Source organism: Hydrogenophaga crassostreae, assembly GCF_001761385.1.
GTDB lineage: Bacteria > Pseudomonadota > Gammaproteobacteria > Burkholderiales > Burkholderiaceae_C > Hydrogenophaga > Hydrogenophaga crassostreae.
In genome coordinates this window covers 722,035-736,423 of sequence record NZ_CP017476.1, presented here as the reverse complement: position 1 = coordinate 736,423, position 14,389 = coordinate 722,035, and the positions used below count along the sequence as shown (strand labels likewise).

At 61.8% G+C, this 14,389-nt stretch carries 12 protein-coding genes; 11 read left to right on the top strand and 1 reads right to left on the bottom strand.

Annotation, left to right across the window (positions count from 1 at the left end; genetic code table 11):
* Window positions 1–43 precede the first annotated feature (43 nt).
* Together gorA and LPB072_RS03535 are read left to right on the top strand one after the other, a co-directional pair.
* Complete coding sequence (gene gorA, locus LPB072_RS03540) at window positions 44–1,450, top strand: glutathione-disulfide reductase (protein WP_066091664.1); 1,407 nt, start codon at window positions 44–46, stop codon at window positions 1,448–1,450.
* A gap of 13 nt (window positions 1,451–1,463) precedes the next feature.
* A complete protein-coding gene (locus LPB072_RS03535) occupies window positions 1,464–1,919 on the top strand; it encodes an acyl-CoA thioesterase (RefSeq protein WP_066091660.1) in 456 nt (151 codons plus the stop codon).
* 12 nt (window positions 1,920–1,931) lie between these two features.
* Here LPB072_RS03535 and LPB072_RS03530 read toward each other — a convergent pair whose 3' ends face one another.
* Window positions 1,932–2,996: a 3'-5' exonuclease gene (locus LPB072_RS03530; RefSeq protein WP_082876982.1), complete on the bottom strand. Its 1,065-nt coding sequence runs from the start codon at window positions 2,994–2,996 to the stop codon at window positions 1,932–1,934.
* A 288-nt stretch (window positions 2,997–3,284) separates the two neighbouring features.
* Here LPB072_RS03530 and LPB072_RS03525 point away from each other — a divergent pair, with 288 nt between their 5' ends.
* From LPB072_RS03525 to LPB072_RS03485, 9 genes are all read left to right on the top strand, one after another.
* A complete protein-coding gene (locus tag LPB072_RS03525; RefSeq protein WP_157694160.1) occupies window positions 3,285–4,226 on the top strand; it encodes a sugar ABC transporter substrate-binding protein in 942 nt (313 codons plus the stop codon).
* Window positions 4,227–4,387: 161 nt separating this feature from the next.
* Window positions 4,388–5,869 carry a sugar ABC transporter ATP-binding protein gene (locus LPB072_RS03520; RefSeq protein WP_066091654.1) on the top strand — a complete coding sequence of 494 codons (1,482 nt, stop codon included), beginning with the start codon at window positions 4,388–4,390 and terminating at the stop codon, window positions 5,867–5,869.
* Window positions 5,870–5,881: 12 nt separating this feature from the next.
* Complete coding sequence (locus LPB072_RS03515; RefSeq protein WP_066091652.1) at window positions 5,882–6,826, top strand: ABC transporter permease; 945 nt, start codon at window positions 5,882–5,884, stop codon at window positions 6,824–6,826.
* Window positions 6,827–7,214: 388 nt separating this feature from the next.
* Window positions 7,215–8,141, top strand: coding sequence for a LysR family transcriptional regulator (locus LPB072_RS03510; protein ID WP_066091648.1), 927 nt, complete (start codon window positions 7,215–7,217; stop codon window positions 8,139–8,141).
* A gap of 115 nt (window positions 8,142–8,256) precedes the next feature.
* A complete protein-coding gene (locus tag LPB072_RS03505) occupies window positions 8,257–9,312 on the top strand; it encodes a fumarylacetoacetate hydrolase family protein (RefSeq protein WP_066091645.1) in 1,056 nt (351 codons plus the stop codon).
* 74 nt (window positions 9,313–9,386) lie between these two features.
* Entirely contained in the window at window positions 9,387–10,472 is a 1,086-nt protein-coding gene (locus LPB072_RS03500) for an amidohydrolase family protein (RefSeq protein ID WP_066091640.1), read from the top strand.
* A 29-nt stretch (window positions 10,473–10,501) separates the two neighbouring features.
* Window positions 10,502–10,903: a nuclear transport factor 2 family protein gene (locus LPB072_RS03495; RefSeq protein ID WP_157694159.1), complete on the top strand. Its 402-nt coding sequence runs from the start codon at window positions 10,502–10,504 to the stop codon at window positions 10,901–10,903.
* A gap of 427 nt (window positions 10,904–11,330) precedes the next feature.
* Complete coding sequence (locus LPB072_RS03490; RefSeq protein ID WP_066092558.1) at window positions 11,331–12,989, top strand: DUF1302 domain-containing protein; 1,659 nt, start codon at window positions 11,331–11,333, stop codon at window positions 12,987–12,989.
* Between the two features lie 14 nt (window positions 12,990–13,003).
* A complete protein-coding gene (locus tag LPB072_RS03485; protein WP_066092554.1) occupies window positions 13,004–14,356 on the top strand; it encodes a DUF1329 domain-containing protein in 1,353 nt (450 codons plus the stop codon).
* Window positions 14,357–14,389: the final 33 nt, after the last annotated feature.

The window sequence follows — 14,389 nt, the reverse complement described above, 5'->3', positions numbered from 1 at the left end:
GCGACCGACTTAACATCTAGCCATCACACAAGGACTTTTTGACATGGCATCAGCTTTCGACTTCGATCTTTTCGTCATTGGTGGCGGCAGCGGCGGCGTGCGCGCCGCGCGCATGGCGGCCCAGCGCGGCGCGCGCGTGGCGTTGGCCGAAACCCTGGGCACCGATGGCCTGGGCGGCACCTGCGTCAACGTGGGCTGCATCCCGAAAAAACTCTACAGCTACGCGGCCCACTATGCCGAGAGCTTCCATGAGTCTGCTGGCTTCGGCTGGGAAGGCACCACGCCCAGCCTCAACTGGGGCACCCTGAAGGCCAACCGCGCCAAAGAAATCGGCCGCCTCAACGGCGTCTACAGCAACCTGCTCTCAGGCTCGGGCGTGACCGTGCTCAATGGCTTCGCCCGCATCGATGGTGAACACGCCATCACGCTGGCCACACTGAACGCCGACGGCTCGCCCGGCCACCAGCAATTCACCGCAAAGCACATCCTGATCGCCACCGGCGGTACGCCTTTCGTGCCCCACTTCAAGGGCCGGGAACATGCCATCACCTCCAACGAGGTGTTTGACCTGGAACCCTTTCCAAAGCGGCTGCTGGTTGTGGGTGGAGGCTATATCGCTTGCGAATTCGCGTCGATCTTCAACGGACTCGGCTCGAAAGTCAGCCAGCTCTACCGCGGGGAGCAGGTGTTGCGCGGGTTCGACAACGAGATCCGGCATTTTGTAGCGGGCGAGATGATCAAATCGGGCGTGGATCTGCGGTTGAACGCCGATGTGGTGGATATTCAGAAAACCGGCGACGGCCTGAAGGTGGAGTGCGAAGGCGGCAACGTGATCATGGTGGACGCCGTGCTCTACGCCACCGGGCGCGTGCCCAACGTCAAAGGCCTGGGGCTGGACACCGTGGGCGTGGCCCAGGGCGGTCAGAACGAAGTGATCGTCAACGAGCGCTACCAGACCAACGTGCCCCACATCTACGCGGTGGGCGACGTGACCAACCGCGTACAGCTCACGCCTGTGGCGCTGGGCGAGGCCATGGTGGTGGTCGATCAGCTGTTTGGCCCGGCCACCGGCAAGGCAGCACGCGACATGAGCTACGACTTCATCCCCACCGCCGTGTTCACCCACCCCAACATCGGCACCGTGGGTTTTGGTGAAGAAAAAGCCCGCGAAAAATTCGGTGACATCACGGTCTTCCGCAGCGAATTCAAAGCGCTGCGCCACACACTCTCGGGCAGCAGCGAACGAACCCTGATGAAGCTGATTGTGGACACCACCAGCGACCGCGTGGTCGGATTGCACATGGTGGGCCCGGAGGCCGGTGAAATTGTGCAGGGCTTTGCTGTGGCCATGAAAGCAGGGGCCACCAAAGCCGTTTTTGACAGCACGATTGGCATCCACCCCACCGCAGCCGAAGAATTTGTGACCATGCGCGAGCCGGTCAAGGCCTGATTTACCTGCAACCATGGCACGCATCCAGTTCGAACTCCCCGCCGATTTCCGTTTCGCCACCGACATCCAGATCTACATCAGCCATGTCAACCAGGGCGGACACCTGGACAACGCCCAGTTGTTGACGCTGGTATCGGAGGCTCGGGTGCGCTTCTTCAAATCACTGGGCTATCAAGAGTCCAGCGTGGCGGGCTACTCGCTCGTGGTCGGCGACATCGTGGCCCAATACAAGTCCGAGGGGTACCACGGCGAGACCATGCGGGTCAACATGACCCCCGATGACTTCAACAAATACGGTTTTGATCTGGTGTTCCGCATGAACGACGTGGCCTCGGGCCGCGAAGTCGCGCGCGGCAAAATCGGCATCGTCTTTATTGACCGACCCTCACGCCAGGTGGCGCCCATTCCACCGGCGATTCTGGCCTGCCTGACCTCACCCGCTGAAAGCCAGGCGCCCACGATGGCCTGACACAGGGGGTCATCAGAGCCGCCGCTTCGATACCTCGCCACGGCGCGCCGAGTAACGCACCCGGCTGTCCTGCAGTTCCACCTCCACGCTGGCGTTGCGCCCGCCGTAGACCGCCTTTGCCAGCCAGGCCAGCTCCTCCTCCAGCGCACTTTCGTCGGGCAGCGCGCAACCCCACACCTTGGCCTCGGCATCCCAGCGGTAGCCCCGGGCCTTCAGTGCGTCTTTGGACTCAAACGGCGAACCGGTCACAGCCAGCCTGAAACTGGGCAAGGCCGCAGCGTCGTTCAAAAGGCTCAAGCCTGTGGCGCCCATTGAACCCAGGGGTCGACTCAAAACCTGCAGCAACGCATGGCAATCAACCTGGGCCCGGTGTGCGTCGTAAAACCAGCCCTGATCAGCCGCCAGGGCGCTCAGCTTCGAGGAGCCCGAGCCTGCGGCCTTCCAGTCAATGTCTTTGAACGAACAGGCCCAGGCCTTGGATGCAAACGCCGGGAAACGCGCCTCTACAAACGGCCGGTCAAACCCGGCGTTGTGGGCAATCACCGTGTCGGCCCGCGCGGCCATGGCCTCTACCAAGCCATCATCCAGGCGCTGGCCCGCCACCATCTGGTCGGTGATCCCGGTGATGTCCTTGGCGACGGCGGGAATGGGCATGCCCGGGTCTTCAAACCCCTCAAACAGCTCCACCGGGCCAAACGGCAAACCGGTCGCCAGATCCACGTTCACCAGCAGCATGGCCAGTTCGATGATTTTGTCGGCGGCGTGTGACAGGCCGGTGGTCTCGGTGTCGAGCACCAGCACCTGTGCAAACCGGGACGCGCCCTCCGGGGGTGGGCCGTAGTCGCTGACCGGCCGCAGCCGTCGCAAGACACGAAAGTCGGGGTTTTGCTCCAGGCGTCGGGCCAGGACTTCGCCGTCGGCGTTGTTGCGATCTGGCTCATCACTGCGTGCAACTGGCACTTGTTCAGCCACCGCTTCTGTCGCAGCTTTTTTCGGGTCAGCCTGGGCGGCCTCTGCAGCAACCGCAGGGGCCTCTCGCTCTGGAGGGGCATTGAAATCGAAGCTACCTTGGTTCATGTGAAGTGTCGGGTCGTTTGGGCGCGGCAACTGAGGACGGTGCAAAAAGCGGACTGAGGCCACCTCACACCACCGACCCGGTCACGAGTGGAGGATTGTTTCACACAGCGCCTCACCAGAGGCCAGCCACAGAGAGAACACGTTGCGGCCCCTCGGCGACAAAACGCGGCCAGTCGCCCCGAATCCGGACCCCCGGGAAAACGTTAAGTGAACTGCTCATCATCTCGTCATACCATCATGTCAGCACATCACCGTGCTCCCTGCATCCATCCTTTGAAGAGGTTTTCCATGCTTAAACGGCTCCTATCTGCGGTTCTTTTTTCGGTCCTGGCCCTGGGCAGTGCGGCATCCAGTCATGCAGCACCACTGAAGGGTGCAATGGTCGTGATGGACCTGACCACCAACGCGTTCCAGATCACCATGGCCAATCTGGCCGTCAAGCTGGGCAAAGAAGCGGGCGCAGAAGTCACCCGTTATGCGCCGGAAGGTTCTTTTGGCGACTACGCTGGCCAGATCGCCATCATTGAAAACCTGATCACGAAAAAGGTCGACTTCATCATCCTGGTGGCGGGTCACCCGAAAGCCCTGGTCCCCGTGGTGAGCAAGGCCATGAAGGCTGGCATCGCCGTGGTGAACATTGACAACCGCCTCGACACGACCGATGTCGTGTCTTTCGTTGGCGTTGACAACGGTGCCGGCGGCAAGATGGCCGTCGACTACATCGCCAGCCGTCTGGGTGGTCAAGGCAAGATTGCGCTGCTGCAAGGGGAAACCGGCAACCCTGTTCAGATTCTGCGCACCATGGGTTTTGACCTGGGCGCTGCGGTGCATCCGGGCTTGAAAGTGGTGGCCAAACAGGGCGCGCACTGGACCGAAGACGAGGGCCTGCAGGTCATGACCAACGTATTGCAGGCCAACCCCGACGTGGACGCCGTTTTCGGCGAATCCGACAACCTGGCGGTGGGCGCAGCGCGCGCAGTGGCCTCGGCCAAAACCGGCAAGAAGGTCATCATCGTCGGCTACGACGGTCAGGACGCCGGATACAAAGGCATCAAAGACGGCTCATTGGCCGCGACCATCCGCATGGATGCCGAGGCGATGGTGGGCCTGGGTCTCAAGCACGCCATCCAGTATGTGAAGCAAGGCGGCAAACGCGACGGCATTCCACCCGAGACCTACATTGCTCCTGAGTTGGTCGACGCCAGCAATGTCGCCAAGTACATGAAGTAAACCGGTCCACGACCGGTTCTTTCCCCCGAGTTCCGCCGTCCCCGGCCTGGGCACCTGCCCTGGCGCTGGGGGCCCGTCCACCCTCCCCGTCCTGCATCGTCGAACCGGCCCCGCCGGATCGACGCAGGCCGGCGCACGCCGCCAAACAACGTCCAGACGCCATGTCGAACTCTGCACTCAGTGCCAAAGATCTTTGCAAGTCGTTTCCCGGTGTTCAAGCGCTCGACCAGGTTTCATTCGAACTCGAGGTCGGCGAAATTCACGCCCTGCTGGGGGAGAACGGTGCGGGCAAATCAACCTTCGTCAAGATCATCACCGGTGCCCATGCACGCGACTCTGGCGAGATCAGGCTCCTGGGCAAGCCGGCTGCACTGAACTCCCCGGCCAAAGCCCATGAGGCCGGTATCAGCGTGGTCTTCCAGGAGCTCTCGCTCGTGCCCCATTTGACGGTGGCCGAAAACATTTACCTGGGTGAATGGCCCACGCGCAGGGGCTTTGTCAGCTGGTCGCGCATGGTGCAGGAAACGCAAGCGCTGCTGACCCAGTTTGGCGTCAAGGCCCAGCCACTCGACATCACCGGCGATCTGGGCATTGGTACCCAGCAGATGATCGAGATCGTCAAGGCTTGCCGCAAGCAACACTTCAAGATACTCATTCTTGACGAGCCCACCTCCGCCCTCTCGGATGTCGAGACCGACACCCTTTTTGCCTTCCTGCACGGCTTGCGCGAACGGGGTGTCTCGGTCATCTATATTTCCCACCGTCTCGCAGAGATTCAACGGATCTGTGACCGCGTGACCGTCTTTCGCAATGGCAAAAACATTGAAACCTGCAAGGCCCAAGAGGTCAGCATCGAATACATCGTGAGCCTGATGGTGGGGCGCAATCTGGCCGACCGGTTCCCCCCCAAACCCGACAGCGCACAGCCTCAGGGCCTGAAGCTGGAGGGGCTGAAGAACCACAAACTCGACAGCATCTCATTTGAAGCCCATCGAGGCCAGATTGTCGGTATCAGCGGCTTGATCGGGTCAGGCAAGACAGAACTCCTGCGTGCCATCTTCGGCGCCGATCCGCTCGAAGCGGGCTCCATTTCCCTGGACGACCAGATACTCTCCATCCGTTCGCCGCGCGATGCCATCCGCTCGGGCATGGGGCTGCTCCCGGAGAGCCGCAAAGAGCAGGCACTGGTGCTCACCGCCAACAACATCCTCAACGTCACGCTGTCTTCGTTGAAGCAGTTCGCGCAACCATTCCTGTCGCTGACGAAGGAGCGCCTGGGTGCTGCCGACTTCATGAACCAGGTCGATGTGCGCCCTGCCGACCCTTACAACATGGTCTTGAATCTGAGCGGTGGCAACCAGCAAAAAGTGGTGCTTGCCCGCTGGCTGCTGGCACGCTCGTCTGTGTTGTTGTTCGACGAACCGACGCGCGGCATCGACGTGGGGGCCAAGTTCCAGATCTATTCGCTGATGAGCGCCTTGGCCAACACCGGGGGTTGCGTCATCGTGGCGTCCAGCGATGTCGAAGAACTCGTTGGCATTTGCAATCGGGTCATCGTCCTGGCCAAAGGAAAGATCGTCGCCGATCTGTCCGAAAACGAACTCAACGAAGAAACGCTGCTCCATGCCGCGGTCAGCGCATAAAAGGTCATCACCATGCCAACCTCCAGATTCATTCGAGACAACAAACAGCAACTGGGCGCTTTTGTGTGCCTGTGCGTGGTGTTCCTCGGGCTCAGCCTCTACGACCCCGTTATCTACGACCCCAACAACGTTCTGAACATTGGCAAGCAGGCCTCCATCAACCTGATCATTTCGCTGGGTATGACGGTGGTCATCCTGGCGGGTGGCATCGACTTGTCGGTGGGATCGTTGATCGCCCTTGCCGTCGTGATCACCGCGCGATTGAACAACGTTGACGAGATCAACATATGGGTATCGATGGCCATCGCTTGCGGCTGCACTGTGGTGTTTGGCGTCATCAATGGAATGATCATCCAGTTTGGTCGGGTCCCCGCATTTGTTGCCACGCTGGGAACCATGGGCATCGCACGCGGTCTGGTGCTCAACATCGGCCAGGGGCATCCCGGCATGTCGTTTCCACCAGAGGTGCTCTACCTGGCCGACGGCACCATCTTTCACTTGCCTATTCCCATCTGGATCGCCATCGTCACGACCGCTGCGGTCTGGCTGCTCTTGAATTACACCGTCGCGGGTCGGGGCTTCTTTGCCCTGGGCGGGAACGAAGAAGCAGCGAGACTCTCTGGCATCAGTATCGCGCGCGCGCGCATCCTGCCCTACGTCATCTCGGCCGTCTGCTGCGCCATAGCAGGTATCGTGTTTGCAGCGCGCGTGGGCGCCGCCCCTCCTGGCGCCGGCCAGGGCTACGAGTTGAATGCCATTGCAGCCGTGGTCATCGGCGGCACGCCGCTGACCGGAGGCCACGGCCGCTTGATTGGCACAGCCATAGGCGCACTGCTCATTGCCGTGATCCAGAACGGGCTGACCATACTGAACGTGGATCCGTATTGGCACGGCATGACTGTCGGCGCCATCATCGTGGTGGCCGTCATGATTTCCAACCTCAAGAAAGCCCGATAGAGCCCCTTGCCCCTGCTGTCAGGGCTGGAACACGAATCGACGTGCCCGTGCAGGCGGCCAGGCATGGGCGTGTGGGCAGAACATGCCTGCGGGCCCACACATTTTGTTGAAGGCCAACCGACCTGGCTTGAGCCCAGCACCAAGGCTTCCCGCACATGGTAGAGCGCGAGGCGCCGACGCGGCGAAGGCACCCGAGAGCCCCTGCGCAGGCGCATGGCCAGGCGGCACGGCTGGCCCCCCCACTGTGGCAACCCAACTCGCCTGCGGGCCCAGGGCAGGGTTTGCCAGGGTTTTGGGATCGCCGTCGCATTGGTAAAATGAATTGGTTGCTCATAAACCATCTGTATTCCGAATACCAAACGGGCAGCTCTGCACAAACCACCATCGCATGCGTTTCAAAAACCTAGACCTCAACCTGCTCGTGGCCCTGGACGCGCTGCTGACCGAAAACAACATCACACGGGCTGCCGAGCGGGTTCATCTGAGTCAATCGGCCATGAGCAATGCGCTGAGCCGTCTGCGAGACTATTTCAACGATCCACTGCTGGTTCAGGTGGGACGCACCATGGAGCCCACGCCGCGCGCCGAAGTGTTGCGGGAAGCGGTACACGACCTGCTGCTGCGCATCGACACCACGGTGGCCGCGCTTCCCGAGTTCGACCCCACCACTTCCGATCGCGAGTTCACGCTGTTCGTGTCCGACTACACCATGGAGATCCTGATTCCACATGTGCTGGCCATTGCCAGCCGTCTGGGCAGCAAAGTCCGTTTCAAACTGCAACCACAGAGCAACTCGCCCGACAGGGCTCTGGAACGTGGCGAGACCGATCTGCTGATCATCCCCAAGGCATATGTCTCGCAGGAGCACCCGAGCGTGACACTCTTCAAGGATGAATTCGTGTGCATTGCCTGGCGCGACAGCCAAATTGCGCGCGGCGAACTGACCCCCGAGCGTTATGCCAATGCAGGGCACATCGTGATGCGCCCTCAAGGCACGAGTCAGCCAGCCTTCGAGGAATGGTTCATCAAGCGCTATGGCGTTTCGCGCCTCACGCAGGTGTCCACCTACAGCTTCACCGCCATGCCTTTCCTGGTGATTGGCACAGAGATGATTACCACCATTCATGAACGCCTGGCACGGCGACTGGTACCCTCCCTGCCGATCAAGCTGATGCCCATTCCGGTGCCCATGCCCGCGCTGGAACAAACCATGCAGTGGCACAAATACCGAGCCCAAGACCCAGGGCTGATCTGGCTGCGTTCCCTGATGCAACAAGCCAGCCTGGCCATCGATGCACCAGAAGCATCGGGTTAACCCTGATATTTTTGATATCACTGGCAAGCATGGAGGCAACCCATTTGGCATATGGGTTTGAACTGCCTATTCTTCGAGCCGTCACCACAAGGCAACCCGAAGAAAGCAGCCAACCATGCCCGAACAACAGGCCCTCGCCCGCTACGCAGTGGGCACTTTTTCGCACGCCGATGGCCCGCCATTTGCGGGTTTTGTGCTCGATGGCGACCGAGTCATCGCCTTGGATGCACTGCACGGCTTGTGCCGGGATCTGAAGCAACCCCTCCCCCAAGCCCGCTCGACACTGGCGCTTTTTGAGCAATGGTCTGCCTCGTCGCCAGCGCTGCAAGCCGCAGCCAACGCCCTGGCCAATCCATCCATACCCGCCGCTCGTGCGGCGATCGAATGCCTCGTGCCGATGGCCGACCTGACGGTTCATCCCCCTGTCGCTGCGCGGCAGATCTTCATGTGCGGGGCGAACTATTTCAAACACGTGGTCGACCTCATCGTCGATCTCGGCCCCGGCAAAACGCCCGGCACCGATGGCATGAACCCGGCACAGCTTCGCGCCTACGCACAGGAACTGATGACCCGCCGGCGCAGCGAAGGCTCGCCCTATGTTTTCTCCAAACCGGTGTCCGTGCTCAGCGGTGCCTTCGACCCGATTGCCATCCCGGCATTTGCCAAGCAGCCCGACTGGGAGCTTGAACTCGCCGTGGTGATCGGCGCGCCGGCGCGCTATGTGAAGCAGGCCGAGGCGCTGAGTTGCGTGGCCGGCTACACCATCGCCAACGACATCACCAACCGCGACCACATCTGGACCAGCGGCGACATGAAGGCCATGGGCACCGATTGGCTGACGGCCAAGTCCTGCCCAACCTATCTGCCGGTCGGCCCCTACATCGTGCCGGCCTCGCAGATCGCCGACCCTCAACAACTGCAGGTGCAGCTCAGGCTCAATGGCCAGACCATGCAGGACGAAAGCACCAGCGACATGATCTTCGGCGTGGCCCGCCTGATCGAACACCTCTCCAGCGTGGTGCAGCTCCTGCCGGGTGACCTGATCTGCACCGGGTCTCCCTCCGGCAATGGCACGCACTACCAGCGCTTCCTGCAACCGGGCGACACCGTCGAAGGCTCGATCACGGGACTCGGCACGCAGCGCACCCCCGTCATCGCCGAACAACGCTGACCGGCAAGTTTTTTCGATGCAGCGCCAGCGGCGCCACTTCATCCAACCCAACTGACAACAGGAGACAAACCCCCATGTGGTTCCACCATTGCAACGACGAAGCCTGCTGCCCAGGTGAACGCAACCCCACCGATGTCGCCGGGCGCAAACGCGGCCGCCTGACCATCGACCTCCACTGCCATGCGCTGATCCCCGCCGTCGAAGGCCTGGTGGCGGGCACACCGCAGAAGGCGGCCGAGCCCGCCATGGGTCTGGCGAGCATGGGCGAGGCATCGATCGCGCACAACAACGCCAGCATGCTGCCCACCGCCGGGCCGCGCCTGACCCGCATCGAGCAACGCCTGGCCGACATGGACGCCATGGGCGTCGACGTGCAGGTCATCAGCCCTTCGCCGAACCAGTACTACTACTGGGCCGACCTCGATCTGGCGCGCAAGATCGTTGCCGTGCAAAACGAATCGATCGCCGCGCTCTGCGCCGCGCATCCCGACCGCCTGGCTGGCTTTGGCAACGTGGCTCTGCAACACCCTGAGCTGGCTTGCGAACAGCTGGAACACGCCATCACGGTGCTTGGCCTCAAGGGTGTTGAAATCTCCACTTCGGTCAACGGGCTGGAGCTGGACGACCCGTCGCTGACGCCCTTCTGGGCCAAGGCCGAATCGCTAGGTGCCCTGGTGTTCATCCACCCCTTTGGCACCACGCTCGGCGAGCGCACCGCCAGCCATTACCTGGTCAACACCATCGGCCAACCGCTGGAAACCACCATCGCGTTGTCGCGCCTGATCTTTGGCGGTGTGCTCGAAGCGCATCCCAAGCTGAAAATCGTAGCCGCGCACGGTGGCGGATACCTGCCGACCTACCTCGGCCGCTCCGACCACGCACATGCCGTGCGGCCCGAGGCCGCGGTCAACACGAAGCAAAAGCCAAGCGAGCAACTCAAGCGCATCTGGTTCGACAGCGTGGTCTTTGACCCCATGGCGCTGCGCCACCTGATCGAACGGGTGGGCGCTTCACAGGTGGTGGTCGGTACCGACTACCCCTTCGACATGGGCCACTACGACATCCACTCGCTGGTTGATGCGACCACCGGCCTGAGCGACGAAGAACGCGCCGCCATTCTGGGCGGCAACGCCGCCGCCCTGATCGGCTGGCCGACATGAGCGCGCCCGCACAAGCAGGGGTGCAAACGATGACCATCACTGAACAATTGACGGCCCTGGAAACCGAGCGCTGCCGCTGCGTGGTCGAGCAGGACTATCAGCGGCTGGGCGACATGCTCTCGCCCGCGCTGATCCACACCCACATCCGCGGCAACGTGGACACCAAAGAGAGTTACCTCCGCTTCGTGAGCGGCCTGGTCGAATCGCTGGAACTGCGGCGCGAAGGCCTGCGGGTGGTGTCGCTCGGTGACACAGCGGCGGTGATGCACGGCAAACAGATCAACCGCGCCCGCAAACGCGGCCAGACCGACGAGCTGCTGCTGGAATCCATGGTCACGCAGGTGTGGGCATTGGAAGCCGATGGCCAATGGCGCCTCGCCGCCTTCCATGCCTCACCCTTGAGCGCACCACCGCCCCCCGTGGCGCACTGAAGCGAGCGCTAGAGCCTCACCCCGTCTTCCAGACGGGTGCCAACTTTCAAACGAGGCAGCCCGGTTCCGCAATAGGTTCGCGGGCCTGCAGGCCAACCCGGCAACACCTGCGCCCAGGGTGAGCGCATGGCTGCCCGCTTCTGCCACCCGTTCCGCGCCGCAACGGGCTCCTCTCCAGAAGCACCATCTGCGCCGACTTCAACCCTCTCGTGGGCCAATTCAAACGGCAAGGCCGAGCCTTCGTTTGCTGAAACTCAACATCTCGGGTTAACCCTAAAAGAATCATTCAAATCGATTTGACATATCAAATCAATCCATTTTTCAGATGGGTCTTACCTCCGTACAGTCCGCTTTCACCCCATATGGGTTTGCTGGAGCAAAGCCGGACCACCAATGGGGTGCACACAAAACCAACCTGGAGACAAAGATGAAAAAACGGCATACGCACCGCGCGTTGGCGCGCCGACTGACAGCCATTGGCGCCGCATCCATCATGGCCAGCGGAGCACAGGCCATGGAGCTGGACCTTGGAAACCCCGACATCAAGGCCCGTTGGGACAACACGGTCAAATACAGCAATGCCTTTCGTGTCAAGGACGCATCGCCCGAGCTCGCAGGCGGTCAGGACAATGGCAACCAGAACGATGGCGACAACAACTTTGGCAAGGGCATGGTCTCCAACCGGCTCGACGTGTTCAGTGAGTTCGACCTGCAAAGCCGGAACTACGGGCTTCGCCTGAGTGGGTCGGCGTGGTACGACACGGTCTACAACAGCAGCACCGACAACACCACCCGCAGTTCCAACCACCTGCCAGCCAGCGAGTTCACGTCGGACACCCGAAAAGCCATGGGTCGCGATGCAGAACTGCTCGACGCCTTTGTATGGGGCCGCTTCGATCTGGCCGACAAGCCCGTCACCATGCGCCTGGGCCGCCACACCTTGTTGTGGGGCGAGACGCTGTTCTTCGGTGCCAACGGCATCGCTGGCGGTCAGGCCCCGCTAGATCTGATCAAGCTGCTGTCGGTACCCAATTCCCAATTCAAGGAAATCGCCCGCCCCACCGGCAAACTTTCCGGGCAGGTGCAACTGAGCGACGAGCTGACTCTGGGTGGCTACATTGGCTACGAATGGGAAAAAACCCGTTTGATGCCAGTGGGCGCGTACCTGTCGGCCTCCGATACCCTGGGCGCTGGCGCTGAGCGCATCAACGCCGGCCCGATTGGCTCCTTCGAAAAGGCGCCCGATATCGATGCCAGCGACAGCGGACAGGGCGGCTTGCAGCTGCGCTGGAACGCCGAAGACATCGCAACCGACTTCGGTCTCTATGCCATCCGCTACCACGCCACTGGCCCGAGCAACAACTTCACCACCCTCAGCGGCTTCCCGCCCGGCCCGCGCGGTCCTGGCAACCTGGCTGCCGAAAGCTACCGGTGGGCCTACCACCAGGGCATCCGTGCCTTCGGCGTGAGCGCAGCGAAAACCGTGGGCTCCTGGAGCCTGGCCGGCGAGGCATCCATTCGCCAGAACACGCCCTTGGCGAGCTCGGTGCAAAACGTGCTGCCGGCTGTTGGCGCGGGCGTGACCAAAGACAACGACAAGAATCCAGGCTATGCCGTCGGCGAAACCGCGCACCTGAACTTCTCGTGGCTGGCCAGCCTGGGCCCCAGCTTCATTTCGCGGGAAGCCAGCTTCCTGGGCGAGATCGCCTGGAACACCCGCACCAAGGTGAACAAGAACGCCGACATGCTCAACCCCAACGCCGACAAGTCGGCCACCGGTGTGCGCATGGTGTATTCGCCCAGCTACCGCCAGGCCTTGCCAGGTGTCGACATCTCCCCCAGCGTCGGCCTGGGCTACACCTGGGGCAAGTCTTCGGCCGTGGGCAACGCCTTCGGTGTTGACAAAGGTGGCGATTTCAACATCGGCGTCGCCGGCACCTACCTCGGTCGCTGGATCGCTTCTTTGAACTACGTGCACTACCTGGGCCCGATCGGCGGCTCGGTGGACAAGAACACCAACGTCCAGTTCAAGCAGGCCTTGAAGGACCGCAACTTCGTGACCTTCTCGCTGCGCACCACTTTCTGATGATGGAGACCAACATGCAATCACAATCCCGCAAAACGCTGATCGCCCTTGTGGCCTCGCTGGCCTGTGCCGCACCCGTCTGGGCTGCGGTGGGCGCCGATGAAGCCGCCACGCTCAAGACCGAACTCACGCCGCTGGGCGGAGAGAAAGCCGCCAACAAAGACGGCAGCATCCCGGCCTGGACCGGGGGTTTCACCGGCAAGATCGCTGGTGAAAAAGAAGGCGGCCGCCGCGGCGATCCCTTCAAAGCCGAGAAGCCGCTGTACTCGGTCACGGCCAAAAACATGGCCCAGTACACCGACAAGCTCTCCGACGGTGTCAAGGCCCTGTTGAAGAAGTACCCCGACAGCTACCGCCTGGATGTCTATCCGACCCACCGCACCGCCATGGCGCCGCAATGGGTCTACGACAACACCGCCAAAAACGCGGTGACGGCGAAGATGAACGGCGACGTCCCCACCGGTGCCTACGGCGGCATTCCATTCCCCATTCCCAAGAATGGTCTGGAAGCGATGTGGAACCACAAGCTGGCCTGGCGCGGCGAGTCCTGGGAGGCCGACCTCAACCAGTACCAGCTCACGTCCGATGGCAAGGTGGTTCTGACCACCGACGGCCTGATTCGCCAGCGCATGCCCTACTACTTCAAGGAGGAAACGGGTGCGAACTACGACGGTGTGTTCTGGGAAGTGAACCTGACCAACTCAGGTCCCCCGATCCGGGCCGGCGAAATGATCGTCGGGCGCCAAAACCTGGACGAAGACAAGTCCGCCTCCTATGTCTACCTGACCGGTCAACGCCGTGTGCGCAAGCTGCCCAATGCTTGCTGCGACACGCCGACCCCGGCCACCGCGGGCTTGATGTCGTTCGATGAGTTGAGCGTTTTCTCGGGCACCACGTCGCGCTTCAACTGGAAGCTGGCGGGCAAGAAAGAAATGCTCATCCCGTACAACAACAACCGCATCCTGCAGGTCAAAGACAGTGACCTCGTGAAGCCGTACCACCTGAACCCCGACCATGTGCGCTGGGAGTTGCACCGCGTCTGGGTGGTCGAGGCCACGCTGAAGGACGGCCAGCGCCACCAGGCGCCCAAGAGCACCTACTACCTGGACGAAGACACCTGGGTGGCCGCTTTGGGTGACCGTTGGGATGCCAAGGGCGATCTGTGGAAAACGCTGTGGTTGTTCAACTACGTGATGCCTGACGCACCGGGCACCGTGCAGCAGACCATGGGCTTCTACGACGTGCAAACCGGCAACGCTTACGTGGCCAACGTGCTCAACGACAAGCCTTTCCACCACCGTTTCACCAAGCGCTGGCCAACCGACACCTTCACCGGTCAAGGCCTGGCTTCCCAAGGCGTGCGCTGAGCGACTCGGCCATTTTTCCCCGTTACCTGATCC

Coding starts and splice junctions, on each gene's coding strand:
- LPB072_RS03510 (WP_066091648.1), top strand. CDS start 7,215: ATGCGTTTCAAAAACCTAGACCTCAACCTGCTCGTGGCCCTGGACGCG.
- LPB072_RS03515 (WP_066091652.1), top strand. CDS start 5,882: ATGCCAACCTCCAGATTCATTCGAGACAACAAACAGCAACTGGGCGCT.
- LPB072_RS03520 (WP_066091654.1), top strand. CDS start 4,388: ATGTCGAACTCTGCACTCAGTGCCAAAGATCTTTGCAAGTCGTTTCCC.
- LPB072_RS03495 (WP_157694159.1), top strand. CDS start 10,502: ATGACCATCACTGAACAATTGACGGCCCTGGAAACCGAGCGCTGCCGC.
- LPB072_RS03505 (WP_066091645.1), top strand. CDS start 8,257: ATGCCCGAACAACAGGCCCTCGCCCGCTACGCAGTGGGCACTTTTTCG.
- LPB072_RS03530 (WP_082876982.1), bottom strand. CDS start 2,996: ATGAACCAAGGTAGCTTCGATTTCAATGCCCCTCCAGAGCGAGAGGCC.
- LPB072_RS03485 (WP_066092554.1), top strand. CDS start 13,004: ATGCAATCACAATCCCGCAAAACGCTGATCGCCCTTGTGGCCTCGCTG.
- gorA (WP_066091664.1), top strand. CDS start 44: ATGGCATCAGCTTTCGACTTCGATCTTTTCGTCATTGGTGGCGGCAGC.
- LPB072_RS03535 (WP_066091660.1), top strand. CDS start 1,464: ATGGCACGCATCCAGTTCGAACTCCCCGCCGATTTCCGTTTCGCCACC.
- LPB072_RS03525 (WP_157694160.1), top strand. CDS start 3,285: ATGCTTAAACGGCTCCTATCTGCGGTTCTTTTTTCGGTCCTGGCCCTG.
- LPB072_RS03500 (WP_066091640.1), top strand. CDS start 9,387: ATGTGGTTCCACCATTGCAACGACGAAGCCTGCTGCCCAGGTGAACGC.
- LPB072_RS03490 (WP_066092558.1), top strand. CDS start 11,331: ATGAAAAAACGGCATACGCACCGCGCGTTGGCGCGCCGACTGACAGCC.